Origin of the sequence: Sapientia aquatica (assembly GCF_004358105.1) — a bacterium.
Taxonomy (GTDB): Bacteria; Pseudomonadota; Gammaproteobacteria; order Burkholderiales; family Burkholderiaceae_D; genus Solimicrobium; species Solimicrobium aquaticum.
Window position 1 is genome coordinate 1 of the sequence record NZ_SMYL01000007.1, and the last position, 15,079, is coordinate 15,079.

At 43.4% G+C, this 15,079-nt stretch carries 15 protein-coding genes; 10 read left to right on the plus strand and 5 right to left on the minus strand.

The features are described 5' to 3' along the window. From E2I14_RS19495 to E2I14_RS13215, 3 genes are all read left to right on the plus strand, one after another. Positions 1–290 (plus strand): hypothetical protein (locus E2I14_RS19495; protein ID WP_206105643.1); only part of this gene is annotated, 290 nt, incomplete at its 5' end. Further along, complete coding sequence (locus E2I14_RS13210; protein ID WP_406675713.1) at positions 176–3,046, plus strand: two-component regulator propeller domain-containing protein; 2,871 nt, start codon at positions 176–178, stop codon at positions 3,044–3,046. The genes E2I14_RS19495 and E2I14_RS13210, both read left to right, overlap by 115 nt. Beyond that, a complete protein-coding gene (locus tag E2I14_RS13215; RefSeq protein ID WP_133329297.1) occupies positions 3,043–3,726 on the plus strand; it encodes a response regulator in 684 nt (227 codons plus the stop codon). Before E2I14_RS13210 ends, E2I14_RS13215 begins: the two co-directional genes overlap by 4 nt. 174 nt (positions 3,727–3,900) lie before the next feature. Here the strand turns inward: E2I14_RS13215 and E2I14_RS13220 are convergent, their stop codons facing one another. From E2I14_RS13220 to E2I14_RS13230, 3 genes are all read right to left on the minus strand, one after another. Next, the gene (locus E2I14_RS13220) at positions 3,901–4,545 is read right to left on the minus strand and encodes a DsbA family protein (RefSeq protein ID WP_165967831.1); all 645 of its coding nucleotides are present in this window, start codon (positions 4,543–4,545) and stop codon (positions 3,901–3,903) included. 907 nt (positions 4,546–5,452) lie between these two features. Then, the gene (locus E2I14_RS13225; protein ID WP_133329301.1) at positions 5,453–5,908 is read right to left on the minus strand and encodes a response regulator; all 456 of its coding nucleotides are present in this window, start codon (positions 5,906–5,908) and stop codon (positions 5,453–5,455) included. A gap of 690 nt (positions 5,909–6,598) precedes the next feature. Continuing rightward, complete coding sequence (locus tag E2I14_RS13230; protein ID WP_165967832.1) at positions 6,599–7,384, minus strand: substrate-binding periplasmic protein; 786 nt, start codon at positions 7,382–7,384, stop codon at positions 6,599–6,601. A 349-nt stretch (positions 7,385–7,733) separates the two neighbouring features. On the opposite strand from E2I14_RS13230, the gene E2I14_RS13235 reads away from it, so the two are divergent. Together E2I14_RS13235 and E2I14_RS13240 are read left to right on the plus strand one after the other, a co-directional pair. Then, complete coding sequence (locus tag E2I14_RS13235) at positions 7,734–8,000, plus strand: hypothetical protein (RefSeq protein WP_133329305.1); 267 nt, start codon at positions 7,734–7,736, stop codon at positions 7,998–8,000. A gap of 3 nt (positions 8,001–8,003) precedes the next feature. Continuing rightward, complete coding sequence (locus E2I14_RS13240; RefSeq protein ID WP_133329307.1) at positions 8,004–8,549, plus strand: substrate-binding periplasmic protein; 546 nt, start codon at positions 8,004–8,006, stop codon at positions 8,547–8,549. A 50-nt stretch (positions 8,550–8,599) separates the two neighbouring features. On the opposite strand, the gene E2I14_RS13245 is transcribed toward E2I14_RS13240, so the two are convergent. Further along, complete coding sequence (locus E2I14_RS13245) at positions 8,600–9,424, minus strand: substrate-binding periplasmic protein (RefSeq protein WP_133329309.1); 825 nt, start codon at positions 9,422–9,424, stop codon at positions 8,600–8,602. 138 nt (positions 9,425–9,562) lie between these two features. After that, on the minus strand, positions 9,563–10,345 hold the full coding sequence (locus tag E2I14_RS13250) for a substrate-binding periplasmic protein (RefSeq protein WP_133329311.1): 783 nt from the start codon (positions 10,343–10,345) through the stop codon (positions 9,563–9,565). 1,505 nt (positions 10,346–11,850) lie between these two features. Between E2I14_RS13250 and E2I14_RS13255 the strand changes: the two genes are divergently transcribed. The 5 genes from E2I14_RS13255 (at position 11,851) to E2I14_RS13275 (ending at position 14,831) form a co-directional block, all read left to right on the plus strand. Next, on the plus strand, positions 11,851–12,567 hold the full coding sequence (locus E2I14_RS13255) for a response regulator transcription factor (RefSeq protein ID WP_133329313.1): 717 nt from the start codon (positions 11,851–11,853) through the stop codon (positions 12,565–12,567). 188 nt (positions 12,568–12,755) lie between these two features. Then, complete coding sequence (locus E2I14_RS13260; protein ID WP_133329315.1) at positions 12,756–13,331, plus strand: hypothetical protein; 576 nt, start codon at positions 12,756–12,758, stop codon at positions 13,329–13,331. A 113-nt stretch (positions 13,332–13,444) separates the two neighbouring features. After that, positions 13,445–13,876 (plus strand): GTP-binding protein, encoded by a 432-nt coding sequence (locus E2I14_RS13265; RefSeq protein ID WP_227544735.1) that lies wholly within the window; start codon positions 13,445–13,447, stop codon positions 13,874–13,876. Beyond that, positions 13,866–14,252, plus strand: coding sequence for a roadblock/LC7 domain-containing protein (locus E2I14_RS13270; protein WP_133329319.1), 387 nt, complete (start codon positions 13,866–13,868; stop codon positions 14,250–14,252). Before E2I14_RS13265 ends, E2I14_RS13270 begins: the two co-directional genes overlap by 11 nt. 216 nt (positions 14,253–14,468) lie before the next feature. Beyond that, positions 14,469–14,831, plus strand: a complete 363-nt coding sequence (locus E2I14_RS13275) for a hypothetical protein (protein ID WP_133329321.1) — start codon at positions 14,469–14,471, stop codon at positions 14,829–14,831. The last annotated feature ends 248 nt before the right edge of the window (positions 14,832–15,079 follow it).

Consider the following 15,079-nt stretch of genomic DNA (forward strand, 5'->3'; position numbering starts at 1 on the left):
AGCAACTGTACAAAAACGCGCCTGTGGATTCCGAAATCGGGACAATTTCAAGATCGCCGTATATTTCCATTGTGGCGGGCTTGACCTTTATCCGACTTCAGCGACCCACAGGAAAGTCTGATGAATCAAAACATTTGGGGAAAGCCAGGAATTTAAACCCGATACCGTGGAATCACTGCTCCAAGATATGGAGGGCAATATTTGGATTGGAACGCAGAGAAACGGCTTACTATTTTGGGATAGTGCCAGAGGTAAATTCCAATATTTACGGGATGACACCCGAAGTCTGAAGAACATGTCTGACGACACGGTGCAATCCTTATTTCAAGATCGCACCGGAACATTATGGGTCGGTACTTGGGACAAAGGTGCGGGCTATATTGATCTTGCCGGCGGCGGCTTTTCTAGCGTGATGTCTTCTCAAAATTTTGGTGCCTCGTTGACCAATGAGCGAATTCAGACAATTTCAGGAGATGCGGCAGGAAACATCTATGCTGGAACGATGGGTGGTCTGAGCGTTATCGACATACAAAACAATGTCACCAAATCTATTCTGGTGAGCGGTAAGTCGCCGACTTTGGACGACCGCGAATCGGTGTATTTTATCGTGCGCAAAGATCCGACTTCTCTTTGGGTTGCCAGCAATCAGGGGATCTTGGTATTTGACACCAAGCAGGGCAAGTACGTCACTAAAAATAAATTTGCCAGCTTCAGTAAATACACCAATGTCTTTTCATTGATGGTCGATCATCGGCAATTATTGTGGATTGGCACCCACAACGGGTTGTACCGCTTAGACCCGAAGTCAGACACAACAGAAGCGTTTTTGCATGATTCTAGTAATCCTGCCAGCATTCCCGACGATGCCGTTGAACCACTTCTTGAAGATAGCCAACATCGAATTTGGATCGGTGCCGACTCTGGTTTGGAGATGTTTAATCCGGCTACCAATAAGTTTGTCATCTTTAAAAATTCGCCCAACGACAAGGACAGCATAGGCTCGGGCGCAATTACATCGTTGTACGAAGATTCACAGAAAAGACTTTGGATTGGGAGTGAATCTGGACTGAGCGTTGCCTTTGTCAATCAAGACAATGACATTAAATTCCGTTTTTTTCCGACAGAGTCCCTAGTGGATTGCGTCTTGGAGGGAAGCGATGGAAATCTGTGGCTGAGCACAGATAATGAAATACTTAAATTCGATCCAAATCAGTTCGAGTTTAAAAAATTCATGATCCAAAATAGCCAGCCCAAAGCAGAGTTCTACTTCAACTCCTGTTACAAGGACATCAACGGAACAATGTATTTTGGTGGCGCCCAGGGAATGGTTTATTTCAAGCCCGGCAGCGTTTTTGGAAACTCCTATTCGCCTAATGTCGTCATCACAGATTTCCAAATACTAAATCGCTCAATACGCAGGAAAGGCAATTATCAAGGCGTGGAGTTAGATCATGCCATCCAAGAGGTACGGCACATACAGATTCCGAACGACTTTAATTCATTTTCAATTGAGTTCGCCGCGCTACATTTTGCCGACCCCGTAGCCAATAAATACATGTACCGCTTGGATGGCTTTGACCAAGGCTGGATTTCAACCAATGCTGATCGCCGCTTCGTGACGTACACCAATCTTAATCCGGGTGTTTATACATTCAGAGTCAAAGCTGCAAATAAAAACGAAGTGTGGAGCGCAAACGAAACGACCTTGGTAATCGAAATTTTTCCGCCGTTTTGGAAAATATGGTGGGTACAGTGGTTGATGGTTATTGCTGCTGCGCTGTCACTGTTTTCGTTTTACCGCTACCAAATCGGAAAAGTAATTTGTCAACGCGATGAGTTAGAGCGGATGGTGGCGAACAGGACTCAAGAAATTCGCCAGCAAAATTTTAATAAATCAAAGTTCATTGCCGATGCGGTGCACGATTTAAAGCAGCCGTTGCAGGCAATCACTAATTTTTTAGCCGCTACAAGAAGCGCCATTTCGAACAAAAATTATCCTAAGAGCCGAGAGCTAATTGATTTGGCGCAGGACGCCACTCAGGTAATGCGAACAACCTTTGGATCGATATTGGAGTTGTCCAGGTTAGAGTCCGGCTTGATCGAAGCAGAGTGCTCGGTGTTTAATCTAAAAGACATCATTGAAGAGCTCGTTCTCTCGGCAAGCGCCACAGCGGAAGCAAAAGGTGTGCGATTAGTTGTTCGACAAAACCCAGCGAATTCCTATTTCGTTGATAGTGATCCAGTTTTATTGCGAAGAGTAATTGCCAATCTATTGTCCAACGCAATTAAGTACAGCGATGTGCAAAAAGCGCATTGTCCCAAAGTGATTATCGGTTTGGTAGCGCGTAAAGATGTTTGCAGAATATATGTGGTTGATAACGGTATCGGTATTCCTCATTCGGAACAGGAAAATATATTCAAACCTTTTTTTCAAATCCATCATGAGAAGCCCGGATTTGGCGATGAAATGGGAATGGGGTTGGGGTTATCAATTGTCAACGCCATCATTAATTTATTACCGAATCATAAGCTGTTCTTTAAGTCAGTCGTTGGTGCCGGAACTAGGTTTTATGTTGATGTTCCGCGCGCCGATGAGCAAGACGCGCCATTTGGTAATTTGGTTAATCAAAGTCATATCACAGAAATAAAAACCGAAGTCGCCGGACTTTTTGTTTTGTATGTCGAGAATGATATGTTGGTGAGAAATTCTACCGAGGCACTATTTCAAGCCTTCGGGATTTTGTGCCAAGCAGTAGGTTCCATCGAAGAATTGCACGCGGAATTGCCCAATATTCTTAGGAGACCAGATATTCTATTGGTCAATTATTACTTACCCAATGGATTTACGGCGTACAAAGCAATCGACATTATTCGTAGCGAGTTTGAGCATACGATACCGACGATTGTCGTTACTGGCAATCCGAAGGAAGTTAGTCTGTCCGCTGCTCTTGGACAGACCATCTTGCTTCAAAAGCCTGTTTCAGCAGAAGTCTTAATAAATGAAATTCATCGATTAACTAGCGTAGATGATTTGGGGGAATTATGAATTCAGACCAAGGGCCGCATATTCTTTTGCTTGAAGATCAAGCCTTAGTTCGAGCAGGCATGCGCGAGCTAATTCTGATGGCAGAGCCAAAAGCGAAGATATTAGAGGCGTCCAATTTTAGTCAAGCCACCGATTTTCTGAGCAAGGAGTCGATCCAATATGCTTTTCTAGACGTCGATTTGAAGGCCGATAAAACAGGCATCGATGTACTCGCTTTCATCTCAAGCAATGAGATCAATGTGCGTGCGATTATGTTGTCTGGCAATTCAGAGAAGGAAGTTGTTCTCGATTCCATTAATTCTGGTGCTTGTGGCTTCATCCCGAAGAGCATGGACGGCAACGATGTGTTTCGCCAAGCGATCGATACGGTGCTGAGTGATCGCATTTTTTTGCCGTTAGATTTTCTGCAAAGTCCCAGCAAAGTAGCCAAGGAAAATTATAGCGAACCCATTTCTAACGATGATTCTCCCTTGGTTTCGGGACGAAGTCTGCAAGTTCTTTATTATATTTGTCAGGGTCTTCCTAATAAATCGATTGCGCGTAAATTAAAAGTAGAAGAAGGCACGATACGCAAACATTATGTGCCGAAACTATTTGCCGCTTTCAAAGTGGCCAGACGTTCGGAGCTAATTATTGAGGTGTCCAAGCGTAGGATAAAAATTCCACGATTTGACGATTAACAATCGGATCGCTTAGTTGAAATCCTTTGCGGTGCGCCAGTGCGCTGAACATTGGCAGCCAACAGCATGAAGCTTAGCTGGCCTTATTTGCGTAAATAGAACAATCACCGAATTCCGACGGATGACACCGTTAGCGTTGCTGAGCTAACTCAATTTTCTTTAAATGGTTGCTGCCTAATCGTATTTCAGATAATCGAATAATTCACGGGTATTTAAATAAAGGTAGGAACCATTAATAACCCGTTGATGATGTCCTCGCGTGACGACAAGATGTGGAGCGCCTTGGATTAACAGATTACGCATACGATTCTGGGTCACGATGGTGGTTGATGCATTGAGGATTAACAGCTCATTGTCCTCGTCAACAAAGCGCCGTATCGCGTCGGTGAATCGATACTCCCTCATTATCTCTACTAAAACCTTTTTCTTGGTCACATCAAGCCCATGAATGAATCGCGCTTCTTGGATGTTTATCAGTGCTTCAAGGGCTCTTTTTGGCTCGCAAATGTTGACTGCTGTTAGGGCCAAAATTGCTTGACTCGAATCAAATGGGCTTTCTGAATTTTCAAGAATATGCCGGTATTTCTCACTAAATACGCGCCCAGTCAATTGTTCAATGCGCTTGCAGTTGTGCCACGAATAGGTCGCAAAATGACGATCGACAGGATGCTTCCCGGTTTCGGCATACAGTCCAGATGGACAGAGTTCAAGAGTAATATTTTCTAGGTTCTGTATTCGCTTCAGTGTCGCTGATGCGCCGTAACACCATTCGCAGAATGGATCGAAAAGGTAACTGACATGAGTGGGCTGTTGCATCATCTTCCTTTTTAATTATCTACAATTCTTATGCAATCGAAATGGACTTATGACTGGCATCCATTGCGATGATTAAACTTGGTCGCGACTAAAAAAATGCTGAATTTGCCGACCTAAATCTTTTATTGTCTATCGATCAAAAAGTGTCGCTGGACGTGTAAATTTCTTCGCCCTAGCTGGGTTGTGTTAAGCGCTCATCTGTCGCAATTCGAATTGCCTCAGTTCCGTAAAGGTCAGATCAGAATTGGGTAAATGGAATTTCAGGCTCTCGCAGCTTGGGTCGTCGAAGTCAATCATTGAATACTCCCGTGATTTAATCTCCGTGCAAATATTATTGATTTCAACATGGGGAGGCGACCAGCAATTGGTCTGCGATAGACGCGGAATTGTCGCCAGAGATTGCGACGTAATAGAGATAACAGAGCGAACATATTTATTTTTTAAAAACGGTATAAATCATTGGTCGCATTTTTGATCGGATACCATTCACCCTACCGGATCCAAATTTTCAAACTACATTAAATTCTGTGCCAAAACGATGATCGTTATGTGAAAGCGTATTTCCTAAAGAGGCAGTTTCGGACCTGAGGATGTTTCTCTCGTTTTTGATCGATCCGCAATTGGTTACATTGTGTAACGATATTGATCTTCTACTCAGGGACTCGCAACTGGACAAAAGTCATGTTTTGGTTTTTTCAAACCTATGACCTTGGGCAATTTGATGTTGGCTTACTACAAAAAAGAGAGCGGGGCGAATCGGCTGGCGCAAGGCCGAATCTAGTGAGATGGTTTTCGTTGAAGTGTATTCGTCTGGATGGAGCAGCAATAGGACGGGGCATGCATCGGAATGACTCTTTTTTACCGAGGTCGCTTTTTGAATTTTGTGAGGCTATTTGGGTAGATGATTAAGCTAAGGCGAATATGACGCCATATGTTGGGTTTCGGAGTTGGGTTGCTTTTCGCTGAGTAGTGGCTCCCGTTTCACTAAAATTGCGTCGATTTTTGTATCTAACGTCACCGCCGCAAATGGCTTCACAATAAATCCATCGGCGCCCGCATTCATGGCGGCGATGATATTTTCTTTCTTGGCCTCGGCAGCAATGATGAGTACGGGGAGATGATTAAATTTCTTGTCGGACCGGATGGTTTTTATCAGCGATAGCCCATTGGTATTTGGCATGTCCCAATCGGTAATTACAAAATCAATTGGAGCTTGTAAGCCCGTTGATCGCAAAAGCTGCAAAGCCTTTTTCCCATCTTCTGCTTCCGAGAATTTCGTGTAATCAAGCTCTCTTAACGTTCTGACGATGATGCCGCGCATGCTAGGCAAATCATCGACGATGAGGAAGTGGAGTTTCGGAATCATTGTATTCGGGAGAAAATTTGGCGAAGCTTTTTGAAAACCTTGATCACTTTTAAATTAATGCGCTGTCCGTGCTTAGTTGGATTTCCCTAATTCCCTATTTCTGCCATGTGCTCAAAGCATGCTCATTACTTAGTTTGCTTGCGTGCTGATACTAAAAATTACTAGTTGTGTTCGCGTGGTTTGGCTTTGAAATAACCGTTTGTCAGTGGGAAGCGTTTTTCTCTAAAAATGATTTGAGCTACTAATGCATAAAGCGTGTGCGAAAGATTTTTTTTTAAAATTGGCACATTGAATTACACGAATTAACGATTAAGATTTGCTCAAATAGCAGCAACGAGCTACATCGCTTTAACGTCGAGCGCAGTATTTCACGACTGTTTTTTTAGAACAATGCGACATTTGTCGGGTTGCTTAAAAAGGACTTTTTTGGGGAAGGGGAGATGGTGAAGAGCGTGGAACAAAGTATGGAAAATTGCGCGCACGCAGAGGCGTATGGTGCTTTTTGGGCGTAGGTGTTTGCAGCGATGGATGTGTTTGTTCTTAAAGCCGATTGCTAAGTTAATTGATTTGGTGGGAGGTTTTTAGGTCGCATTCAGGGGCTTTAAACGGCTTACTAGTCCTACTATCGCTAAACCTGCTGAGCGTATTGAATCGATTTTTTCCGTAGGCGGTCGTTCTTAATCAGTCCCGCTATTTTGTCGCCGGGTTGACAAATAAATGATTTAGCTCGCCTGATGCTCTTGCTTTTACTAGCGCAGAATTGAGACGATTTAAGTAAGCGTCGTTGTATCCAGGAGCGACTGCGAAGTGATTAGAGATCACCGCTGCCGGCTTGGGAACGATGCAGAACGGGTTTGTTTTCATCGAGCCGGTTTCTAGATTTGCCAAGCGCCCGTATTGACGAATTCGCGAGTCTAGCGCCGCATCAGCGGTTTTCATTTGGCTATAAATTAAATGTCCGTCTTCACGTTTTTTCAGCAATTCTTGCAGGCTTGATTCGAAGTCATGAAACTCATAGGCTAGTATCACGCGGTCATTTAATATCTTATCCAGCTCTTCGCCATACGAAGCGTCTCGCATTACTCCTATCGTTTTCCCTGTTAGATCTTCCAGTTTATCGAAGACGAATTTGGTATCGCATCGTTTGACTATCCATACATAGTCATAATAAATTGGTTCGCTAAATTTAAAACTGAGGGCTCGTTTTTTTGTGATCGAAGCACCGTATAAAAAGCCGTGACCATTTTTTGCTAAAAAGAGTGCCTGCTTCCAGGGATAGCGCTTGAATTCGAAATGCACATTTGTTTCTTTTTCAAGATACTGAAAAAATTCTGTCGTCTCTTTATTGAACGGAATCACTTTATCCGTTGAATCAAGATTCCTGTTGGTGAGAATAGTGATCGTCTGAGTTTCTTGGCCCAGCGCTGGACTAGTCAGAATAACTAAGGCGAGTAGTGTGATGACAGAAGTGAACATAATAGTTGACTGCGATTTAAGGCCGTCCCGTATTTTATAGTAATGCCGCGCTGTAATATCCATGGGTGATAAAAGTAGCTAATGTCGTATCAGTCAATTAAACCATTCCGTTGCTAGACATGATTTCTCTCCAAAACGTGGCGAAAGACTCGTATTAATTCGACCGATTTATGTTGTTCGCGCTGGTTAAATTTCAAATTCGATCCTCTTGGTGGTGAAGTCTACCTTGTTAGAATATAGTGCTTTATTCTCGACCAATTCATTTTTAGTCCGCTATTCAGAAGGCATTTATTTCGGCCTGATCGGATTCTTATTTATTTGGTCATTGTTATAATTCAATAAATATAAAATGAAGCTTAAATCTCTTTATGCAGGTGTTTTGCTATTGGTATTTTTTACATTCAATGTAGTGTTTGCTCAACAGGATTTCAAATCTACTTTGCAACCTCGCCCAGATTCCGCTCGCGTTAACTTGTTTTTTTCCAGCAGTGTTAAAACAGATTCAACTATCGAACCTTTGTTGCCGGAGACCATTGGCGTTATTCGTTATCTAGAACAGGAACTTGGTTTTAAATTCGACTTAGTAAGAGAGCCTTGGAAGCGTGCACTGACCTGAACGATGGCGGGCGAAGGGATCATTATTGGTATTTCTAAAACGAATGAGCGACTTCAATATTTTGATTTTTCTGAGGCACTTTCTGAGGACAATGTGTGGTTGGTTACGCGTTGCGACAAGATTTTCCCGTTTAAAACGCTAGACGATCTTAAAGGTAAAACAATAGGCGTTGTGCGGGGAGTAAGCGCGGGCGAGGAATTTGATGGGCAAGCTAACAGACTCTTTAAAATTGACGATGATACCGACGTTACCGAGGCGCGATTTATCAAACTCTACAATGGTCGGGCTGATGCATTAATTTATTTGAAAACCGCAAACTCGACATCATCAGAACTTGCGCGTGAATTAAATCAACGGTATTTGCCGGTGGAGGCAAAAATCAGCGCGGCGAGCCCTACTTTTTGCGTGCTGGACAATCCAGTGGTGTCGGTTTCCGTGCACATTGCTCAGAGAAAAGGTCTTGACCAAAGCCCGCTTCAACGTATCAACAAGGCGATTATTTCGGGAAAACAAAATGGAAAATTAAAACGTGTGACGGCGAGTAAATGAGTCCAGTCCAATAACCCAGAAAGAGAAAATTGATCAACGCCGCTTTGCTATTAGTTTAAGTTGGCTTTCGAATTAGTGAAAATTAATTTAATTCTACCGCTACGTTTTCCATGTTCAATCGCCTTGCTTATTTTAGTCATTTCGCCTTGGTATTTACCTTTAGCACAGGCAAAATGAATCGTGTCAAAAAAAATAGGCGTGTAGGCTACAGTAAATTCTTGCGCAGCGATGTGCTGATCACTGAAGGTTGGGAACAGGTTTTTGATGAGGTAGGCTTTCAATTCGGCGCCGGAATCAAACTCAGAATCTAGGCGACGTCCGATCCAGAGCATTCCATTATTCCGCCCTGAAAATAATTTCTGAAATCGTCGTTCCATCGACAAGGTGTCATCATCTACTTTGAAGATCGTTGCTTTCGCTGCTTCAAATTCAAAACCATAGCTTGCTCCGCGCTCTACTCCGATTATTTGCCCTAACAAGTCTTTCGGGCTGTGGACCTTAACTTGTTTCTTACCCGCGCTGATTAGCCAAATTTTCTCTACCCAAAAAGGCTCAGAAAAATCGTAATCGATGATGCGTTCAGGAGATTTTGAAAAACCAAATAAGAATCCCTGACCATTTTTTGCGTATTCTTTTGCGCGGTTCCACGGCAGCACCACAATCTTTAGAGACAGGCCTGTTTCGGATTCCAAATAGCGCACAAATTCGTTGATATCTCGACTCACTTCAGCGGGCCGCCCATGAATATCTAACACCTCTCCGACATACACTGGAATCGAGTTCTGAGCGAGGGTTGGAGTGAAAATACTCGAACCCCCAAAAATAAGGGATGCAAAAATTAACTGTCGTGAGTGCCAAGTGAGAAAGTCAAACATAAGTAAGGTCGCGCATTAGCAGTAACAATTTGAGTGGCGATTCAAGTTAGCGTTGATTGTCACTCGATTTCGGTGATGGTAACTTGTTCGTCAAAGTAATCGCTTGCCGCATGGGCTAATCGCCGATTGCCCAGTTCGCTATCGTGGCGATGACTTTAAGAATATGCGAGCGAGTTCGCCGGACGCTTTGGCCTTTATGAGCGCAGCATTAATTTTCTCTAGATAGGCGTCGTTGTAGCCTGGTGCGACCGCGAAATGATTGGATATAACTGTTGCGGGCTTAGGTACGACGCAGAAGGGCTTTGTTCTCATGGAGCCAGTTTCTAAACTGGCCAAGTCGGCATATTGATGGTTGAGCATATCCATTAATGCGTCAGCTTTTGATTCACTGTAAACCAAGTGCCCGTCTTCCCGCTTTTTAAGCAGATCCTTCAGGCTTATTGCGAAGTCGTTCATCTCATAAGCGAGTGTGACGCGATCATTTAATACGCTATCTAGCTCCTCGCCATACGAAGCTTCGCGCTTGACTCCGATTGTTTTTCCCGCTAGGTCTTCCGGCTTGTCGTAGTCAACCTTGGTGTCGCATCGTTTGACGATCCACACATAATCAAAATAAATTGGGTGACTGAATTTAAAGTAGAGCAATCGTTTTTTGGTGATCGATGCACCGTACAAAAAACCATGTCCATTTTTGGCTAAAAATAGCGCTTGCCTCCATGGATGGCGTTTGAATTCAAAACGGACGTTGGTTTCCTTTTCAAGATATTGAAAAAACTCAGTGGTCTCTTTATTAAATGGCATCATTCTGTCTGACCCATCAATATTTTTATTTGTCAGAACGGTAATCGTCTGGGTTTCTTGGCTCGCCGCAGGAGTTACCTGAATTAAAAGCGCAATGAATGCGATGAGTGGTATTAGCATTTTGTTCTAGTGGAATTGGAGGATCACTTCTATTTTATAATGCCATGCGGCAATATTATTATCGTTTGAAAATAATTTATTGTGAGTTGGCGATTAGAAAATGAGCGGGACAAAAGTCCGGATATTGGCAATTTGTTCTTTTTAAATCGAATTTAAAAAAAAGCTAGAGCGCCAACCAAAAGCAAGTCGTTTTGTGTTGAACACCTTGAATTTGCTATCGTGGCCGAAAAACTTAACGCTCTGTTCGCGCATGTTTAAACTTAAAAATGGCTGTGCTTTTAGCAATGAAACGCTTGTGGCGCATGCCGATTTTTGTCCGAAGATTAGTAAATATTTACTGTTAATTTGAGGCACGTTTGTCCCGACGCGCTCGCCTGTTGTTGTCTCAGCGCCACATGGTTAAACCGCATATTGTTAATACCCAATCCTATTTGTGTGAGGTGGCGGACAAAGTTAATTAACAGCTATTTCAGTTTCAATATCGGTGATGCACTTGCTGATAGCAATGATGGAAACTTTGTCCGTCGCTTAAGCCAAAAGAGTTGTGCGAAGAACACCTTATGAGTTTTATTAGTGGATCAAACTCGCTGCACTCGCATCAATTTTTTCTGGCTTTATTTCGTCAGCAATTAAAAAAACTTTCTTTGTGTTTGCGGTTTGATTTAACGAGCCGAACTAGCAAAACCGCTTCGCCGTTTTTAGATTTGTCAGCATCTACTGTCGCTAAAAACATGTACCCACGTTTTAAGGTTCAATTCCCAGTTCGGGACATCCTCAAAGAAAATCATCTTGTGTGCGCTTCGATCCGAATTTAGATCGATGTAAATAAAGCGCGTCTCAATTTTTTACCACGTCCAATTTTCTGGAATTTCAAAAAAAGTAGGTCGCTGATTTGATAGCACTCACGATGCTGCTTTCACTAAATCAAGCGCTGCCAGCCAACACTTCAAACTAAAAAACGGCGCGATAAGTTTTGTATTTGTTTAGCCTGCTCACAAGTCCGCGTGAATAAAAGCTTGCTGTATGGAGCACTGGCCAAGCTAAATGCAATTCTCCATTTACTGCCGATTTTTATTAACTTTCCGAGTTAAAAATTTGGCGAAAAAAATAGGTGTGTTGTCGCGCGGTCCTTAACTATTTGCGACAAATGTCGAGCCGACTAAGCAGTTTTTCCTCGATGAAAACGGGACGCAGAACTCCACATAGATGCGGCCTTGGCGCGTGGTGATTGCAATGTGCTGCGCACGCTGCGCTAAAAATAACGCGACATATGTCACGTATGAAAGCTAAATAGGATTTGATTTAATGCTTGCGAGGCTGATGTTTAATTCGTTGAAATCTGGCTGATGCTATTTTTACAAACGATGAAAATTAAACAGCTTTTTCGTGCGAGCTATGGGTGATCTTTGAATCGGTTGTGTTCACCATCAACACATCGCGCCTGATTTTTATCAGCCTCATTGGTTCGCCCACTTTTATAAATTAAAAATCCTTAGGTAATCAAAATGAGAATTGCGCTCGTTGTTAATGACACCAATTTATTAAAATTGCTCAGCACTTTCTTGTATTCAGCAGGACATAAAGTGGAACAGTTTACGAATGGAGAAACTGCGCTACAAAGCCTGTTGGACGACAAGTATGAAATGCTAATACTCGATTGGCAGTTTCCTGAATTAGTTGGCGCTCAATTTATATTATCGGTGAGAGACAAACTACCTTCGAGCTTTCCCATTTTGTTTATGACCAATCGGTGCGGAGAAGACGATATCGTCGCTGGATTGGCGGCTGGTGCCAATGATTACATGATTAAGCCAATACGCCGCGGCGATCTAATCGCACGCGCGCAAACGCAGTTGCGCAGGGCCTACCCGAATCAACATACGGCTGATTATTTTGAATTCGGAAAATACGTCTTTGAAACAGGGTCGGCAACCTTAACAATCACCGGTGAATTCATCGAGCTAACTCAAAAAGAATTTGACCTGGCCCTGCTGCTATTTCGCAATTTAGGGCGTGCGCTCTCGCGCGGTTATATATGGGAAACCGTATGGTTCCGTGACGTTGGTGGTTTATCCAGAACGATGGACGCGCATATTTCGCAAATCCGCAAAAAATTACACCTCCACATTGATAACGGTTTTCGCCTCACGCCAGTGTACAACTATGGCTATTGCTTAAATCACTTCGTGCGGAAACCAAACGAAAGCAGATTCGTAGCATAGGGCTGACCACCAAACAAACCGCTAGCGAAATAAATGACGATGCGCTGCGCTGACTCTGTTCTTATAAATTTAACCCCACCAGAATGTGTTTTATGGCTGAAAAGCATACCTTTAATTTTCGTTTCGGCGATGTTCCGTCACGACAGTCAGCGCTCTTTGAATCGTACGTCAGAGTTTTAGAATTTCGCTTGCAACATAAGTGGCGCCAACTAGATGGTGCAGTCGATTTGTTTATTTGCGGTGACGAAATAGACGTCGATACGATTCAACAGATGTCAGCTGAGTTCGCGCACACCGTCATGTTATCCGAGACTAAACAGGGCGAAAATTTTTTGAGCTTGCCGCTAAAGTCCGATGAAATTGAGACGGTGTTAAATCGCATCGGTCAACTGATCGTAAAAAGGAAAACTAACGCCGACCCAGATCGCGCTGGCATGCATTCAGTCTTTCGAATGGTGCGCTGGCCGCCTTCTGAAATTCTTCAACGAAGTCCGGAGCGAGTGCGTCTGGCGAGCTTAATGACTAAGCAGGCGAGCTCGATATTCGAGCTGCATAGTCGTTCTGGAATCCCAATAGATTTATGTCGCCGTTTTATCGAGGATATGCACGCTAAAGGCTTATTGAAAGAAGAGGCCAAGTTGGAATATCCGACCCACAGTTTGAATGTCCAAGAACAAGCGATTCATGCATCGTCGCAATTCAAATTATTTTCTTTGATTCGTCAAAACCTATCTCGCTTCGTTAATAGCGATGCCCATAAATAATGAAACACAACATACTTTTTACAGGAACCACAGGGGCGGGGAAAACAACGGCGATTAGCGCAGTTAGCGAGATAACTGCATTGAGTACGGATGTCACCAACTACGATTGTACGGTGAAAAAAAATACGACTACCGTAGGATTGGATTACGGCGAAATGACGTTGGCCAATGGCGACACGCTGCGCTTATATGGCACGCCCGGTCAGACTCGGTTTGATTTTATGTGGGAGATTTTGTCGCGTGGTGCTCTTGGACTAATTATTCTCATTGATAACCAGTCAAGTGATCCGCTAACGGATTTGGATACGTATCTGAACGGTTTTAAACGTCTAATCGCCGATACCGCCTGTGTTGTCGTGATATGCCGAATGGATACGCACCCCAATCCAACCATTGATTGTTTTGCACAACGTTTAGAAAAACACGGAGTGATATGTCCTGTTTTAGCCGCTGACGTCAGGGACCCTATCCAAGTTGCCGAGCTATTAGAGTTATTAATGATGCAGTTAGAAAGCAAGTTGGATAGAGCAAACTATGAAAAATAATCCGCAATTAATTAGAGATGCTGCGTTGGCCGTTGATTTTATTATGAATCAAGCCAGCAGCGTCAAAGCAGTCCTGATCTCAACCGAAGATGGGTTTGAAGTGGCTTCGCGCACTGAAAACACAGCCCAAATAAAACGACTCTCGGCAATGGCAAGTTCGCTGGCTGCGCTTGGCGCGTTGGCTGGTGAAGAAAGTCGCTTAGGGGAGTGCAAGAATTTAATTGTCGAGGCCGAATTTGGCCTACTCATCATCCTTCAAGTGCGTATTGGCACCGATACATTAATTATGAGTGTCATCGCTGGCAAGGACGCCGCAATCGGACAAGTTCTTTACTACGCAAAAGATGCCGCTCGCACGTTGGCAAGAGCGCCGTAGTCAAATGGCTCAGGCACATTTGCTACTGGTCGCCATGCCAAATTTTAAAAAAATCTGAGCCAGGCCAGAGCAGGCTGCGCGTACCAATAACACCGAATTATTTTGGACGTGGTAATGGCGTGGGAACTAATACGGGAAAACAATTTTTAGCGCAAATGTCGTTTATACCGCCACGACACTTGTTTATCTTTGACGGCGGAAATTTTGGAGGTTTAAGTGGCAAATATTATTCAGTCAGCGCAAGCTATCTTGGCGCAAATCGACGGTTCCATTTGTTGTGCAATCGTGGACTCGACCAGCGGGATGATTTTGGCCCAAGCGGGTTCCGGAATTGATCTGGAACTTGCAGCAGCCGGCAATACTGAAGTTGTTCGTTCCAAGCTTAAAACAATGCGTAGCTTGGGATTGAACGATGCTATCGAAGACATCTTGATTACTTTGGGCAAGCAATATCACATTATTCGCCCAATGGTTAAGCAAGAAGGGTTATTCATTTATGTGGTTTTAGATAAGCCCAAATCCAACCTGGCGTTGGCCCGTCGAAAAATTTCGGATATTGAGTCAGAAATCACCGTGTAATTTTCTGAAGTCAAATTTGAATCTAGATCAAAATGACCAAGTGAATAAAACACGGCAGTGTTTTTTTAAACAGGTAGTCACGCGGTTTGAAGTGCAGAAAAATCAAAGCAAGTTTGGTGATTTAGTTTTCAAACTTTTTACTGCCTTAAAACCTTCCCATCCTCGAAATTCCAATTCCAGCATAAGCTCACCACGGCGTTGTCGTTTTTGGGAATTGGTGACTGTTTAGTTCGCTATTTAAGTTTGAT

Excerpts from the sequence above, each read along its gene's own strand:
- E2I14_RS13220 (WP_165967831.1), bottom strand. The coding sequence starts at position 4,545 with ATGATGCAACAGCCCACTCATGTCAGTTACCTTTTCGATCCATTCTGC.
- E2I14_RS13245 (WP_133329309.1), bottom strand. The coding sequence starts at position 9,424 with ATGTTTGACTTTCTCACTTGGCACTCACGACAGTTAATTTTTGCATCC.
- E2I14_RS13225 (WP_133329301.1), bottom strand. The coding sequence starts at position 5,908 with ATGATTCCGAAACTCCACTTCCTCATCGTCGATGATTTGCCTAGCATG.
- E2I14_RS13255 (WP_133329313.1), top strand. The coding sequence starts at position 11,851 with ATGAGAATTGCGCTCGTTGTTAATGACACCAATTTATTAAAATTGCTC.
- E2I14_RS13240 (WP_133329307.1), top strand. The coding sequence starts at position 8,004 with ATGGCGGGCGAAGGGATCATTATTGGTATTTCTAAAACGAATGAGCGA.
- E2I14_RS13230 (WP_165967832.1), bottom strand. The coding sequence starts at position 7,384 with ATGTTCACTTCTGTCATCACACTACTCGCCTTAGTTATTCTGACTAGT.
- E2I14_RS13270 (WP_133329319.1), top strand. The coding sequence starts at position 13,866 with ATGAAAAATAATCCGCAATTAATTAGAGATGCTGCGTTGGCCGTTGAT.
- E2I14_RS13215 (WP_133329297.1), top strand. The coding sequence starts at position 3,043 with ATGAATTCAGACCAAGGGCCGCATATTCTTTTGCTTGAAGATCAAGCC.
- E2I14_RS13250 (WP_133329311.1), bottom strand. The coding sequence starts at position 10,345 with ATGCTAATACCACTCATCGCATTCATTGCGCTTTTAATTCAGGTAACT.
- E2I14_RS13235 (WP_133329305.1), top strand. The coding sequence starts at position 7,734 with ATGAAGCTTAAATCTCTTTATGCAGGTGTTTTGCTATTGGTATTTTTT.